Annotated in this window: 12 protein-coding genes; 7 read left to right on the top strand and 5 right to left on the bottom strand. The window is 67.7% G+C overall.

Annotation, left to right across the window (positions count from 1 at the left end; all coding sequences use genetic code 11):
* Positions 1-13 precede the first annotated feature (13 nt).
* Positions 14-1,066 carry a DUF2865 domain-containing protein gene (locus MKK65_RS04165; RefSeq protein ID WP_243955699.1) on the bottom strand — a complete coding sequence of 351 codons (1,053 nt, stop codon included), beginning with the start codon at positions 1,064-1,066 and terminating at the stop codon, positions 14-16.
* Positions 1,067-1,224: 158 nt separating this feature from the next.
* Between MKK65_RS04165 and MKK65_RS04160 the strand changes: the two genes are divergently transcribed.
* The gene (locus MKK65_RS04160; RefSeq protein WP_243955593.1) at positions 1,225-1,740 is read left to right on the top strand and encodes a CreA family protein; all 516 of its coding nucleotides are present in this window, start codon (positions 1,225-1,227) and stop codon (positions 1,738-1,740) included.
* An 11-nt stretch (positions 1,741-1,751) separates the two neighbouring features.
* On the opposite strand, the gene MKK65_RS04155 is transcribed toward MKK65_RS04160, so the two are convergent.
* Entirely contained in the window at positions 1,752-2,099 is a 348-nt protein-coding gene (locus MKK65_RS04155; protein ID WP_243955591.1) for a hypothetical protein, read from the bottom strand.
* 309 nt (positions 2,100-2,408) lie between these two features.
* Here MKK65_RS04155 and cysS point away from each other — a divergent pair, with 309 nt between their 5' ends.
* Together cysS and MKK65_RS04145 are read left to right on the top strand one after the other, a co-directional pair.
* Complete coding sequence (gene cysS, locus MKK65_RS04150; RefSeq protein ID WP_243955590.1) at positions 2,409-3,794, top strand: cysteine--tRNA ligase; 1,386 nt, start codon at positions 2,409-2,411, stop codon at positions 3,792-3,794.
* A 94-nt stretch (positions 3,795-3,888) separates the two neighbouring features.
* The gene (locus MKK65_RS04145; protein WP_243955588.1) at positions 3,889-4,659 is read left to right on the top strand and encodes a trypsin-like serine protease; all 771 of its coding nucleotides are present in this window, start codon (positions 3,889-3,891) and stop codon (positions 4,657-4,659) included.
* 72 nt (positions 4,660-4,731) lie between these two features.
* Here MKK65_RS04145 and ctrA read toward each other — a convergent pair whose 3' ends face one another.
* Positions 4,732-5,433, bottom strand: a complete 702-nt coding sequence (gene ctrA, locus MKK65_RS04140) for a response regulator transcription factor CtrA (RefSeq protein ID WP_007566477.1) — start codon at positions 5,431-5,433, stop codon at positions 4,732-4,734.
* A gap of 421 nt (positions 5,434-5,854) precedes the next feature.
* On the opposite strand from ctrA, the gene fliI reads away from it, so the two are divergent.
* The 3 genes from fliI to MKK65_RS04125 all read left to right on the top strand — a co-directional run bounded on the left by fliI (position 5,855) and on the right by MKK65_RS04125 (position 9,023).
* On the top strand, positions 5,855-7,207 hold the full coding sequence (gene fliI, locus MKK65_RS04135) for a flagellar protein export ATPase FliI (RefSeq protein WP_243955586.1): 1,353 nt from the start codon (positions 5,855-5,857) through the stop codon (positions 7,205-7,207).
* Between the two features lie 149 nt (positions 7,208-7,356).
* Positions 7,357-7,764 (top strand): flagellar export protein FliJ, encoded by a 408-nt coding sequence (fliJ, locus tag MKK65_RS04130; RefSeq protein WP_092042766.1) that lies wholly within the window; start codon positions 7,357-7,359, stop codon positions 7,762-7,764.
* A 197-nt stretch (positions 7,765-7,961) separates the two neighbouring features.
* Positions 7,962-9,023, top strand: coding sequence for a lysylphosphatidylglycerol synthase domain-containing protein (locus MKK65_RS04125; protein ID WP_243955578.1), 1,062 nt, complete (start codon positions 7,962-7,964; stop codon positions 9,021-9,023).
* Positions 9,024-9,314: 291 nt separating this feature from the next.
* Here MKK65_RS04125 and flhA read toward each other — a convergent pair whose 3' ends face one another.
* Positions 9,315-11,477 (bottom strand): flagellar biosynthesis protein FlhA, encoded by a 2,163-nt coding sequence (gene flhA, locus MKK65_RS04120; RefSeq protein WP_243955576.1) that lies wholly within the window; start codon positions 11,475-11,477, stop codon positions 9,315-9,317.
* Positions 11,478-11,643: 166 nt separating this feature from the next.
* Between flhA and MKK65_RS04115 the strand changes: the two genes are divergently transcribed.
* Positions 11,644-12,213, top strand: coding sequence for a hypothetical protein (locus MKK65_RS04115; RefSeq protein ID WP_058193436.1), 570 nt, complete (start codon positions 11,644-11,646; stop codon positions 12,211-12,213).
* Positions 12,214-12,224: 11 nt separating this feature from the next.
* Here MKK65_RS04115 and MKK65_RS04110 read toward each other — a convergent pair whose 3' ends face one another.
* Positions 12,225-13,466, bottom strand: a complete 1,242-nt coding sequence (locus MKK65_RS04110; protein WP_243955574.1) for a capsule biosynthesis protein — start codon at positions 13,464-13,466, stop codon at positions 12,225-12,227.
* Between the last annotated feature and the right edge of the window lie 94 nt (positions 13,467-13,560).

Raw genomic sequence — 13,560 nt, 5'->3', positions numbered from 1 at the left:
GCTCAAGACTCCGTCAGGGTGTCAGGCGCTGGGGCACCGCGATCATGTCCGGGGCGATGATCCGCACTGCGACATGGTCGGGCTTGGCGCCGGCTGCGGTGGTCTCACCGGCCTTGTCTGCCGTGCCCGTCGTCATCTCGACCCCGGCACGTCCGGCGGCATCTGCGGCGAGCTCGGCCGCGGTGCGGTCGGCCCGGCCGACCAGGGTCAGGCGCACTTTCGGACGCGACAGCGCCTCCGCCTGCATCGGCGTGACGAAGATATCGCCCTTGTGCCGCACCAGCATGCTCTCGGCCTTCACCAGGGACTGCGCCCAGGTCTGGTTCTGAGGCTTGCAGGAACAGTTCGGCACGAATTCCTTGCGGAACTTGAAGGCGTTGGCGAGGCTCACATAGGCGCGGCTGCCCTTGACCGAGGCGGCGTGCTTCAGCGCCTCGTCGCCGTACGGCATCGCATAGGCCTGCGCCTCGGTGCCGGGGCAGAGCGCCTGGCACATCTCGTCGGCGCCGCTGCGCCCCTCGGGCAGGTTGCGCATCGGAAAGAAGCCGCCATCGCAGGTCCGCACACAGACCATCTGCGGGCCGCCCTTGGCGTAGCTTTCGCCGGTGGCCGCATAGGTTTCCCGGGTGGGGCAATTGGCCGTGACCAGCCCCTGCAGTTCGCGCTTGCGGGCGCCGCTGTCGTCGAACACCGCACCGCCATAGGTGGCCTTCAGCGCCCGGATGCGCTGCTCGACGGCGCCGCACTGGGGCGGGCGGGTGTCGAAGAACAGGAACTTGCCGCCCTCGCAGTTCAGCCCACGGAAATAGGCCTCCAGCCGTCCGATCTCGTCGTTGAGCGCCCGGGTGGTGCTGGCGCCGTTCTGGACAGATGCGAGTTCGGCCCGATAGCGCCGGCAGGCGGCCGACGGCAGCTGCGGGCCGCCGGGCCTCGCCTCGGCGGCAGCGGGCTGACTGGCCGGAGCATCTTGTGCCCAGGCAGTTTCGAGGCTTAGGGACAGACCGCACGCCAGCGCTGCACTCAAGAAGAGGCGGCCGAGCGAACGGACGATCGGGCGGTCAAGCATCTGCTGCATCGCGTTGATCGGAAATACTCTAATCCCGCTGGTCGAGCGCGTCCTGCCCGTGCGGTGGGACCGAAGCAGCTTAAGTGTACGCCCCCTCGTAAGGCGGCGACAGCCCTCCTACATCGGGGTCGCGTGCTTGGGCAGGGAATTGACCCGTGATGTGGTTTCGGAGTCTCACTTGTGTCGGGCTGTTAGCCCTTGGCCTGGCCGCAGCCGGCCCGGCAACGGCCCAGGAGCCGGACCGGATCTTTTCCAAATCGACGGTCTGGCGGCCGCTGACCCCCAACGACAAGCTCGTCGTCTACGGCATCGACGACCCTTCCGTGTCGGGGGTCGCCTGCTGGTACACACAGCCTGAGAAGGGGGGCATCAAGGGGACGCTCGGCTTGGCCGAAGACGTCTCCGATATCTCGCTCGCCTGCCGCCAGACCGGCCCGATCGCCTTCAAGGGCAAGCTGGGCCAGGGCGAGGTTGTCTTCAGCGAGCGGCGTTCTTTGATCTTCAAGTCGATGCAGATCGTGCGTGGCTGTGATGCCCAGCGCAATACACTGATTTACATGGTCTACTCGGACAAGGTCATCCAAGGATCGCCGAAGAACTCGACCTCGGCGGTGCCGCTGGCGCCCTGGGGCACCGAGCCGGCACCGAAATGCTCGGATTTCGTCAAGGGCTGACGCGCTCTGCGTCAGTCCCGGCAGGTGATGCGGATCGGGCGCTCGGTCGGGGTCGCGATCGGTTGCGCGATGGCGCCGGTATACTCGTCGGCGGCTGCGATCCCGAAGGTGTTGGCGGTGGCGTAGCCCTGAGCCTCGCACCAGGCATTGGCGACCACCTGGCCGCACTCGCTGCCGGGGGTCGTCAGGCAATCGCCGACGCCGTAGCCGTCGCTCGACGGGATCAGGAACGTCTTCTCGACATGGCTCGGGGCCTTCGCGGGCGTCTCGCCGTCGCTACCGGCGAACGCGACCTGCGCCAGGCAGGCCGTGGTCAGGAAAGCGGCGATGACGAAGTAACCGGCAGCCTTGCGTCGCATGGACTATCCTTGGGCACAGTATCTTGCGTGTGATGAGCTTGGGCCGGACGGTCCGACGGCGCGGTTAAGGAAGGCTTACCCCGCACGTGCGAGGACCATCTCGAATTCCTCACGCTTTTGCGTTAGCCCCATCGGGCGGGCGGCACCGTCGCCGCAGTGCAACAGCGGGCCGCCGCGGCACGGCGTGAGCCGCCACGGTTCGGCCGCTCTTCGCTTCGCAGAGCCCGCAGGTCGTTGAAGGCAGGGCCGGTTTTCCGGCGACGGCGCGGCGCCGAATGGCGGCTGCGGTGCCGGAAGGGGATGGGTTTCATGGCGCCGATGTTGCGGCTCTACAACACGCTCAGCGGCGCCAAGGAGGCGTTCGCGCCGATCGATCCCGCCCAGGTGCGGATGTATGCCTGCGGCCCGACCGTCTACGACGCGGCGCATATCGGGAACGCGCGCCCGATCATCGTTTTCGACCTGCTATTTCGGCTTCTGCGCCACCTCTATGGACCGGCGCACGTCACCTACGCTCGCAACGTCACCGACGTCGATGACAAGATCAACGCCCGGGCGGCCGAGCGCGGCATCACCATCCGCGAGCTCACCGACGGCACGCTGGAGCAGTTCCACCGAGACCTGCGCGATCTGGGCGTCCTGAGCCCCGGAGACGTAGATGTGCCAGGCGCGCCGCCCCGCTTTATCGAGCCCCGGGCCACCGATCACATCGCCGAAATGCGTGCGATGATCGACGCGCTGGTCGCCGGCGGGCATGCCTACGTGGCCGAGGGGCACGTCCTGTTCGACGTGCCGGCCATGCCCGATTACGGCCGCCTCTCGAAGCGTCCCCTCGACGAGATGGAGGCCGGCGCCCGGGTGGAGGTCGCCCCCTACAAGCGCTCGCCCCTCGACTTCGTGCTGTGGAAGCCCTCCAAACCCGGGGAGCCGTCCTGGCCGTCCCCCGCTGGCATCGCCGAGCCGGGGCGACCGGGCTGGCATATCGAGTGCTCCGCGATGTCGGCCAAGCACCTCGGAAAAACCTTCGACATCCATGCCGGCGGCATCGACCTGATCTTCCCCCACCACGAGAACGAGGTGGCGCAATCGCGCTGCTGCTTCGGGACGCCGGTGATGGCCAATGTCTGGCTGCACAACGGCTTCCTTCAGGTGGAGGGGGAGAAGATGTCGAAATCGCTCGGCAACTTCATCACCATCCGCGACGTGCTGAAGGACTGGCCCGGCGAGGTCGTGCGCCTGACCATGCTGAAGACGCACTACCGGCAGCCGATCGACTGGACCCTGCGCGGGCTCGAGGAATCGAGCCGCGTGCTTGACCGCTGGTACAACGCCGCCGGGGATGCGCCGGCCGACGGGGCGGCGCCCGATTCAGTGATCGACGCGCTCTGCGATGACCTCAATACGCCGGCGGCGATCAACGCGCTGCACGGTCTCGCCGACGCGGCGTCCGCCCTGCGGGCCGGCGCGAACCTGTTTGGCCTGCTCGCGCGCACCCGCAGCGATCGCGAGCAGGACCAGGTCGCCGCAGCCGGGATCGACGTCGCCGCCGTCGAGGCGCTGATCGCCGAGCGGAGGGCCGCCCGGGCCGCGAAGGACTGGGCCGCCTCCGACCGGGCCCGCGACGCGCTCGCCGCGATGGGCGTGTCCGTGAAGGACAACAAGGACGGGACCAGCACCTGGACGGTGGCGCGCTAAGGAGCCTCCCGCGGACCGCGTCCTCTCGCCCGCTTGCGTCGTCGGCGCTGTGCCGCATCTGTGGTTGTGGGGCTCGGGGTAGTAAGGTTCGCGCGTGACCACAACAGGCAGGACCATCGAAACGAAACTGCTCGCCGCTGCAGGCTCAGCGATCATCGGGCTCGGTCTGGCCGGGCCGGCCGCTGCCATCGACGGCGGGGCGCCAGCGGGGCGGGATGCGCTGGCGCAAGCCACCGTCGCCATCGGGACGATCACCCAGCCCGAGGAGGCGCTGAAGCTCACCCGCTGCACCGGCATCCTGATCGCGCCGGATCTCGTACTCACGGCGGCGCATTGCGTGAACGGCGATCCGCTCGGCGCGCTGGTGGTGTTTTTCCGCGGCACCGAGCCGGCGCGGCCTGTCTACGGCGCGCGGGTGGCTGCCCGCTACAGTCCCGATCCCGGCGAAATGCTGCCGAACGCGGCCCCCGACGTGAGTCTGGCCGACCTGTCCCTCGACCTCGCGGTTCTGCGTCTCACCGAGCCGGTGCGCGACCGGCGCCCCGTTCCGCTCGCGGCCGATCCCCGCCGGGTCCCGAAGAGCCTTCGGGTCGCCGGAGCCGGTCTGTCCGGGCGCGGCGTCGGGCGCCTGCGCACCGCGAGCCTGACCCCAGTGGCGGCGAGCAACACCGGCCTGACCATCGCCCGGGCGAACGGCGCCCGGATCTGCTTCGGGGATTCCGGCGGTCCCGTCGTCGCGCAGGATCGCGGCGGGACCTATGTCTGGGGCGTGGCCAGCGCGGTGATCACACGAACCGCCCCGTGCGGTGGCTACGTCGTGGTCGCGCCGGCGGCCCAGGTCTTTTCCGCGACCGGGGTCCGCTGAGGCCTGAAAAGCGAAAACCCCGCGCGGCGAAGCCGCACGGGGTTTTTCGAAGATGGCGATGACCCGGTCGGATCAGACCGCCATCCGCTCTTCGGCGTCCATCGGCTCGCGCAGCACGTAGCCGCGGCCCCAGACGGTCTCGATGTAGTTCTTGCCCTGGCTGGCGTTGGCGAGCTTCTTGCGCAGCTTGCAGATGAACACGTCGATGATCTTCAGCTCGGGCTCGTCCATGCCGCCGTAGAGATGGTTCAGGAACATCTCCTTGGTGAGCGTCGTACCCTTCCGGAGCGAGAGGAGTTCCAGCATCTGGTACTCCTTGCCGGTCAAGTGGACGCGAGCGCCGCCAACCTCGACGGTCTTCTGATCGAGATTCACGATCAGGTCGCCGGTGGTGATCACCGACTGGGCGTGGCCCTTCGACCGGCGCACGATGGCGTGGATGCGGGCGACCAGCTCGTCCTTGTGGAACGGCTTGGTGAGGTAGTCGTCGGCGCCGAAGCCGAGGCCTTTCACCTTGTCCTCGATCCCGGCCATGCCGGAGAGGATCAGGATCGGGGTCTTCACCTTCGCCACGCGCAGGTTACGGAGCACCTCGTAGCCCGACATGTCGGGCAGGTTCAGATCCAAGAGGATGATGTCGTAATCGTAGAGCTTGCCGAGGTCGATCCCCTCTTCGCCCAGGTCGGTGGTATAGGTGTTGAAGTTCTCGGACTTGAGCATCAACTCGATGCTCTGCGCGGTCGCGCTATCGTCCTCGATCAGAAGTACACGCATCGTCCGTCCCCAGCCCCGCCGGCCGCATCAGCGCGCAGACACGTCCCCACCGATCACCCGCCACCGGCCTGTGGACGGGCGCTCCGTCGCTCTTGACGTGGAACGCTATGGATTAATCGTTAACAAAACCTGATTCCCACCCGCAAGCGTCTCGTGCACCGGCCGGCGAGCTTGACGGGAGGAACAGGGTCCCTCCACCCCCGCCCGGGGCCGTGATTCCGTTCCGTTTACGACCGGTCCGCCCACGCGCTTGGGCGTAAGTGCCTCCCCCGTAACAACCCGGTCCGGGCTGTGACCCTCCGGCCACAACCCGACGACTTCGTGAAGCGTTTAAAGCCGCCGGAGCCCGGACCGAGCCGCTACGAGCCCGATGACCGCAGTGTTAAGGAGGCCGGTAAACGAAGCGTTGAGAGGTAGGCGGATGACACAGGATCCGGCAAGGTCCGTTACCAACCTCGCAGCGGCCCAGGCCGCTCTCGATCGCATCGAAGTGCTGGAGACGTTCGGCCGTGTGGTGGCGATCCGCGGCCTGCTGGTCGAGGTCGCCGGTCCCGTGGCCGCCATGCGGCTCGGTGGCCGGATCGACGTGGAGGGCGCCAACGGCCTCGGGCTGGTGCCGTGCGAGATCATCGGCTTCCAGGGCGACCGGGCGCTGGCCATGCCGTTCGGCTCCCTGGAGGGCGTCCGCCGGGGCTGCCCGGCCTATGTGCGCGACGAATCGGCGGGGGCGATCCGTCCGACGAACGCCTGGCTCGGCCGGGTGATCGATGCGCTCGGCCGGCCGGTCGACGGGCTCGGGCCGCTGCCGCTGGGCCCGGACATCTATTCGCTCCGCGCGGACCCGCCCCCCGCCCATGCCCGCGCCCGCGTCGGCGGACCGCTGGATCTCGGGGTCCGGTGCATCAACACCTTCCTGACCATGTGTGCCGGGCAGCGAATGGGGATCTTCGCCGGTTCCGGCGTCGGCAAGTCGGTGTTGCTGTCGATGCTCGCCCGCTACACCGCGGCCGACGTGGCGGTGATCGGCCTCGTCGGCGAGCGCGGCCGCGAGGTCCAGGAGTTCCTGCAGGACGATCTCGGTGCCGCCGGCCTCGCCCGCTCTGTGGTGGTGGTGGCGACCTCGGACGAGCCGGCGCTCATGCGCCGCAACGCCGCCTACGTGACCCTTTCGGTCGCCGAGCATTTCCGCGATCAGGGCGCGAAGGTCCTGTGCATGATCGATTCGATCACCCGCTTCGCCATGGCCCAGCGCGATATCGGATTGGCCGCCGGCGAACCGCCCACCGCCAAGGGCTATACGCCGACCGTCTTCTCCGAATTGCCGCGCCTGCTGGAGCGGGCTGGCCCCGGCGTCGGCCTCGGTACGATCTCGGCCCTCTTCACCGTGCTGGTTGAGGGTGACGATCACAATGAGCCGGTGGCCGATGCGGTCCGCGGTATCCTCGACGGTCACATCGTCATGGAGCGGGCGATCGCCGAGCGCGGGCGCTATCCGGCGATCAACGTCCTGCGCTCGGTCTCCCGGACCATGCCGCGCTCCTGCGACCCGGCCTACCTCCCGGTGGTCCGCCGGGCCCGCCGGGTGCTCTCCACCTATGCCGACATGGAGGAGTTGATCCGGCTCGGCGCCTACCGGGCAGGCTCGTCCCAGGAGGTCGACGAGGCCGTGGCGCTCATGCCGGATCTTGAGGCTTTTCTGGGGCAGGGTAAGGAAGAAGCAACGTCCATCGGCGATGGTTACGCACGGCTCAGCCAGATCGTCGGCGGGGCCTAGGCATCGTGCAGCGAAGCGGTAACCGCTTGGGTGCATTGAGTGATGCGAAACGAGGGTCTGGGCAGGTTCGCCGTTGCGAACCTGCTTAGGGCACGGGTCGGGCATGGTCCTCGACGCGGCCCCAAGCGTTGCGTGGAGTGAGCGTCCCAATGAAATCGCGTGACACGCTGATCCGGCTGCGTCGCTTCCAGGTTGATGAGAAGCGGCGGCGTGTGACCCAGATCGAAATGATGATGGCCGACTTCCAGCGCATGGCGGTGGAACTCGACCGGGAGGTCGCCGTCGAGGAAGCCCGCGCGGGCATCACCGATGTCGGACATTTCGCCTACCCGACCTACGCACGCGCCGCCGCCGGCCGCCGGGACAACATGCGCCAGTCCGCCCAAGCGCTGGAAGGCCAGCTGGCAGAGGCCAAGGCTGAGCTCGGCGAGGCGTTCGAGGAACTCAAGAAGGTCGAGATCCTGAACGATCGCGAACGCACCGCCGAGCGTGCCGCCGACGCGATCCGGGACCAAGCCGCCATGGATGGCATCGGTCTCAATCGCGCCCGCGGCTGACGGCCTCGATAGGGGCTCACGCACCTACGCGTTGCACCTTCTCGGAGGGCCATTTCGCCCAATCCGTGTGTGATGTGCCGGCAACGCGGCACGAAACCGTCACGATCACCTGACAAGGGGGATCGCGATGGCCTCGATCCGCTTGCGGCGCGTTGCATGGCGGCGCATCAGGGGCACTCCCCGGGGCGTCGGTTTACATGAAGAAGCTCAGCGAGTTCATCTGGCCGTTGATCGGTCTCGCAGCGGTCGTCGTATCGGGCTACTTTCTCTATCAAGAGTTGAAGACCACCTCGCTTTCGGCGATCTGGTCCGCGATCCTGGCGATCCCGCCCCACCGCATCCTGCTGGCGGCCCTCTCGACCCTCGTGGCCTACGCGGCCCTGGCTTGGTACGATCGGATCGCGCTGCTGCACCTGGGCGTGCATCACATCTCGCTGTTGTTCGTCTCGCTCTGCTCCTTCACCACCTACGCACTGTCGCACAACATTGGCGCCTCGGTCTTCTCGGGCGCCTTGGTCCGCTACAGGGCCTACACGGCCAAGGGCCTCTCGGCCGCCCAGGTCGCGGTTCTGGTGGCCCTATGCTCCTTCACGTTCTTCCTCGGCACGGTCCTGCTCGGCGGTTTCACCCTGGTGGTGGACCCGAATCTGCTGACCCGCCTCGAAGGCAGGCTCCCCGGCTTCCTCACCGATCCCAAGACGGCACTGATCGTCGGCTGCGGCATGCTCGGCTTCGTGGCGCTCTATGTGCTCGGCTCGATCCTGCACCTGCGCCCGCTTCACATTCGCTCGTTCAAGCTCGAATATCCCCGGCCAGGGATCATGGCTCGCCAGCTGCTGGCGGCGCCGTTGGAGCTTCTGGGTGCCGCCGGCATCATCTACTTCGCCCTGCCGGACGCGATGAACCCCGGCTTCATCCCGGTTCTGGCGATCTTCCTCGCCTCGTTCTCAGTGGCGCTCGCCTCGCACGCTCCAGGCGGCCTCGGCGTGTTCGAGATCGTGTTCATCACCGCGATGCACATCACGGACGATGCCCAGAAAGACGCGATCATCGCGGCGGTCATTATCTTTCGAATTTTCTACTTTTGGATCCCGGCCCTGATTTCGGTGATCGTCGTGGTACTCTTCGAGCGCTCCCGGCTCGCCGCGGCCATCGCGACGCCCGCCACGGCGTCTCCGACCGTGCCGGAACCGCCGGTGGTCGTGCCCGGGCTCGATGCGCACGAGTTGGAGCGTGAGCTGAAGCACAAGGCGATCTGAGCCGGGGAGGCCGACTCGCCCCGCATGGCGTGGCGGATCGCGTCTGCGTCTTTCGTCGACCATGGGACCGCTGCCGGACAAGCCAACGTGGTCTTCCGGCGCCGCGCGCAGAGCCCGAAATCTAGAAACGCACGCGGCATGGGTCTTGGCCAAGCCGGGGAGGTCGGACTCGCGTTCGCCGACCCGCCCCGGAATGATCGGCCGAGTGCTTCGCCTGCCACTCAACGCCCGCTGTCTTCGGCTACGCGCCTTGCCCGTCGCGTTGTAGCGCGTGGGGCCCAGTCGCCCCCCTCAGATCGATCCCACCGTGCGCAGCCGCGCCCGCGGGTGGATCTCGGCCTGGCTCATCACCGGGGTTTCCCGGCGGAAGCGCTCGATGATCGAGCGCACGAACGGCCGCGATTGCGCCGAGGTCACCAGCACCGGCATCTCGCCCTGCCGGGCCGCAGCCTCGAAGCGATCGCGGACCGCGGTAACGAATTCACTGAGCTTGGAGGGTTGCATCGCCAGGTAGCGCTCCTCGCGCTCGCCGACGATCGATTCCATGAAGGCCTGCTCCCAGGCTGGCGACAGGGTGATGATCGGCAAGGTGCTGTTCTGGTCCTGGTACTGGGCGCAGATCTGCCGCCCGAGCCGGGCGCGGACATGCTCGACCACGTCGCGGGGATTCTTCACCGCCCCGGCGACTTCCGCGATGCCTTCCACGATCGCCCCGAGGTCGCGGATCGAGACCCGCTCGGACAGCAGGAACTGCAACACCCGCTGCACGCCGGTCGTCGAGATCTGCGAGGGCACGATCTCCTTCAGCAACTCCGCATGTTCCTTGGGCAGCTCGCGCAGCAGCTTCGAGACCTCGACGTGGTTGAGGAGCTCGGAGACGTGGGCCTTGATCAGCTCGGTCAGGTGCGTCGAGACCACGGTGGCCGCATCCACCACCGTGTAGCCCTTGAGCTGCGCCTGATCGCGCAGGGACGCGTCGATCCACGTCGCGGGCAGGCCGAAGGTCGGCTCCAGCATGTGCTGGCCGGGAAGCTGCACCTGGCCGCCCATCGGGTCCATGGCCATGAATTGGCCCGGGAAGATCCGGCCGGTGCCGGCCTCGATCTCCTTGACCCGGACCACGTAGGAATTGGCGTCGAGCTGGACGTTGTCGAGGATCCGCACCGACGGCATCACGAAGCCGAGCTCGGCCGCGAGCTGTCGGCGCAGTGCTTTGATCTGGTCGGTGAGTCGGTCCTGTCCCTCGCCGTTGACCAAGGCGAGGAGCGCGTAGCCCATCTCGAGCTTCAGGTCGTCGAGCTTGAGTAGGTCGGTGACCGTCTCTTCCTTGGCGGCGGTCGCCGCGGCCGCAACCGCCTTGGCATCCATCGGGACGCCCTGTGCGTCGAGCGGGGGCGCCTCGTTGGCGGTCTTGTTGGTGCGCCAGGCGGCGTAGCCCGCCCCGCCGCCGAGCAGCAGGAACGGCAGCATCGGCATGCCGGGCAGGAGCGCGATCAGGAACATCACGGCCGCCGACATGCCGAGCGCCTTGGGATAATGCGCGAGCTGCTTGCCCAGCGCCTTGTCGGCCGATCCGCGCACGCCCGCCTTCGAGACCAGGATGCCGGCCGCCGTCGAGACGATCAGGGCCGGGACCTGGCTGGCTAGCCCATCGCCGATGGTGAGGAGGGTGTAGCTCTTCGCGGCGTCGCCGAAGCTGAGGCCCTGCTGCGCGACACCGATGATGATGCCCCCGACGACGTTGATGAACGTGATCAGCAGCGCCGCCACTGCGTCGCCGCGGACGAATTTCGAGGCGCCGTCCATGGCGCCGAAGAACGCCGATTCTTCCTCCAGGGCAGCCCGGCGGGCCTTGGCGACCTTCTCGTCGATCAGGCCCGCGGAAAGATCGGCGTCGATCGCCATCTGCTTGCCGGGCATCGCATCGAGGGTGAAGCGGGCTGCGACCTCAGCGATGCGGCCCGAACCCTTCGTGATGACCACGAAGTTCACGATGATCAGGATCGCGAACACGATGATCCCGATGACGAAGTTGCCGCCCATCACGAAGTTGCCGAAGGCTTCGATGACGTGGCCGGCCGCCGCCGTGCCCTCGTGGCCGTGGCCCAGGATCAGGCGGGTCGAGGCGAGATTCAGCGCCAGCCGCAGCATCGTGGCGATCAGCAGCAGCGTCGGGAAGACGGTGAATTCGAGCGGGTTGTCGATCGACAGGCCGGTCATCATGATCAGCACCGAGGTGATGATCGACACCGCCAGCAGCAGGTCGAGCAGCACCGCCGGCAGCGGGAAGATCAGGACCGCCAGAATGCCCATGACGCCGGTGGCGAACATGAGGTCCGAGCGCTTCGACAGCGCGTGGAGGTCGCCGCGGGTCGGCAGCGCGAGCTGACTCAGGACCGAGGCGGCCCCGCTCATCGACCCGCCTTTGACCGGCACGCTCGCCGTCTCCGCCATCGTTCCCGATCCATCGCCGCCCGGCTCGGAAGATCCGAGGGGGGCACTCGGCAAGATCTGCCGAGGGGATGGTTAGCGCGCCGTTAAGAACCGGGCCGGCGCCGGCGGAACCCGTACGGCGTTCGCCACTTGTCCGGGCGGCAGACAACCGAACGAAAGAGCCTGCATGGCCGCGCGCGTCCTCACCGCCCTGTTCGACGAGTACGACACCGCCACGGGCGTGGTCGACCAGTTGGAATCCGCGGGCATCCCCCACGGGGACATCAGCATTCTGGCGAACCGAGCCGAGCCGGCCGCGATCCAGGATCGGCCATTCGGCGACCCCCATCCCGACGTGGTCGATCCCGTGGATGCCGCCGGAACCGGCGCCACCGTCGGCACGGTCCTGGGCGGCGGCGCCGGACTCCTGGCGGGCCTCGGCTTGCTGGCGATACCCGGCCTCGGGCCGGTGGTTGCAGCAGGCTGGCTGGTGGCAGCCGCGACGGGGGCGGGGGTTGGTGCGGCGGCGGGCGGCCTGATCGGCGGCCTCACGGGGGCCGGCCTCACCGAGGGCGAAGCCGAAACTTATGCCGAGGGTGTGCGCCGCGGTGGAACCCTCGTGACGGTCCGGGCGGAAGACCACCAAGCCGACCGGGTGATGGCGATCCTCGACCGCGCCGGCTCGATCGACCTCGACGAGCGCGCCGAGGGCTGGCGTGCCGAGGGCTGGACAGGCGGGCCAGCCACGAGAGGCTGACCCGGATCGCCTCAGTTCATCATCTTCCGGGCGAACATCGCCGCGGCGAAAAGCACGGCAGCGCCCGCGGTGACCAGGCTGATCATCAGGATCCGCCGCGGCTCGACCGAGGATTCCGCCTTCACCGGCTCGACGATCGGGCTGAAGAACTCGATCTGACGGGCCGCGATGATGCGAGCCCGCTCATGGGCGGTCAGCACCTGCTGGTAGTATTTCTCGGCGTTCTTGCGATCGTTCTCGAGGCCCTCGAACCGGGTCAGGGCGTCCGAGAGCAGGCGCTTCTGCTCCGGATCCTGGCTCGCCGATTGCCGCTCGATCCGGGCGATGTTCTCGTCGAGATCCTTGATCTGCTGCTTGATGTCGATGATCCGGCGGGAGTCCGGGCCGAGGTCGCGCTGGCCGATGGCAAGCTGGACCGCCAGGTTGATCCGGGCCGCCCGCAGCTCGGATATGACTTTGAGGTTCGCCTCGTTGGACTTCTGAGCGTCGAGCACGCCTTCGCGGTTGCGCAGGTCCCGCGTCGCCAAACGGATCTTAAGCATACGCTCTTCGGCGAGCCTCAGCTCGCGCGTGCTTTCGGCGACCGCGTCCGCGCGCGACTTTACGCTGAGGTCGTTCACCATCCGCTCGGCCTCCGCCATCACGGCTTTCGCGATGGCGAGGGACTCATCGGGGTCGAAAGCCTCGACCGTGAGCGACATGATGCCGGAGCCGGATTCGACCTCGACGCCGATCCGCCGCTTCCAATAGCGGACGAACTTTTCGATCGGCTTGTCGGGATCGAAGCGGGAAAAGTAATCGATGCTGTCGCGGCTGAACCACTCGCGGATCGGAAGCTTCGCTTCGATCGTTTCCAGCATGGGCCGGCTGAGGATGTACTCGTAGGTGATCAGCGTGTCCTGCGCCACCATTTGGCTGGGGACGCCTGAAGAGGTTCCAACCGAGTCGGGCGATCCCTTGTCGGCGGCGCCGAGCGCCGGGCGGATCGCGAACCGCGCCTGGCTGACGTAACGGTCCGAGGCGATGACACCGAAATATAAGGCTCCGGCCAACGTCGGCAGCACGAAGCAGACGACGAACAGGATCGGTATCCAGGGATCGTTCTTGACGTGGTTCTGGTAGGACCGGATGCCCTTCTTGCGGTCCACGAACCGCGACATCCGAGCGATCTGCCGCAATGATTCGGTGACCGCCTGCTGGCGATCCGCGGTCGTCAGCGGCTGCCCCTCGGCCTTCCGGATCTCCATGTTCATGACGTGATCCCCGGCCTCCCCGGCCTCGACGGTCGTCCCGGCATCGGGGTCTCGACCGCGCCGAAACGTTCGCGTGGGACGCCTCTCGCACGGG

This window comes from Methylobacterium sp. J-001 (assembly GCF_022829565.1).
GTDB lineage: Bacteria > Pseudomonadota > Alphaproteobacteria > Rhizobiales > Beijerinckiaceae > Methylobacterium.
Note: the sequence above shows the minus strand (reverse complement) of the source record. Positions and strands in the feature narration are given on the sequence as shown.

Coding starts and splice junctions, on each gene's coding strand:
- MKK65_RS04155 (WP_243955591.1), bottom strand. CDS start 2,099: ATGCGACGCAAGGCTGCCGGTTACTTCGTCATCGCCGCTTTCCTGACC.
- MKK65_RS04110 (WP_243955574.1), bottom strand. CDS start 13,466: ATGAACATGGAGATCCGGAAGGCCGAGGGGCAGCCGCTGACGACCGCG.
- MKK65_RS04165 (WP_243955699.1), bottom strand. CDS start 1,066: ATGCTTGACCGCCCGATCGTCCGTTCGCTCGGCCGCCTCTTCTTGAGT.
- fliJ (WP_092042766.1), top strand. CDS start 7,357: ATGAAATCGCGTGACACGCTGATCCGGCTGCGTCGCTTCCAGGTTGAT.
- MKK65_RS04115 (WP_058193436.1), top strand. CDS start 11,644: ATGGCCGCGCGCGTCCTCACCGCCCTGTTCGACGAGTACGACACCGCC.
- ctrA (WP_007566477.1), bottom strand. CDS start 5,433: ATGCGTGTACTTCTGATCGAGGACGATAGCGCGACCGCGCAGAGCATC.
- cysS (WP_243955590.1), top strand. CDS start 2,409: ATGGCGCCGATGTTGCGGCTCTACAACACGCTCAGCGGCGCCAAGGAG.
- flhA (WP_243955576.1), bottom strand. CDS start 11,477: ATGGCGGAGACGGCGAGCGTGCCGGTCAAAGGCGGGTCGATGAGCGGG.
- MKK65_RS04125 (WP_243955578.1), top strand. CDS start 7,962: ATGAAGAAGCTCAGCGAGTTCATCTGGCCGTTGATCGGTCTCGCAGCG.
- fliI (WP_243955586.1), top strand. CDS start 5,855: ATGACACAGGATCCGGCAAGGTCCGTTACCAACCTCGCAGCGGCCCAG.
- MKK65_RS04160 (WP_243955593.1), top strand. CDS start 1,225: ATGTGGTTTCGGAGTCTCACTTGTGTCGGGCTGTTAGCCCTTGGCCTG.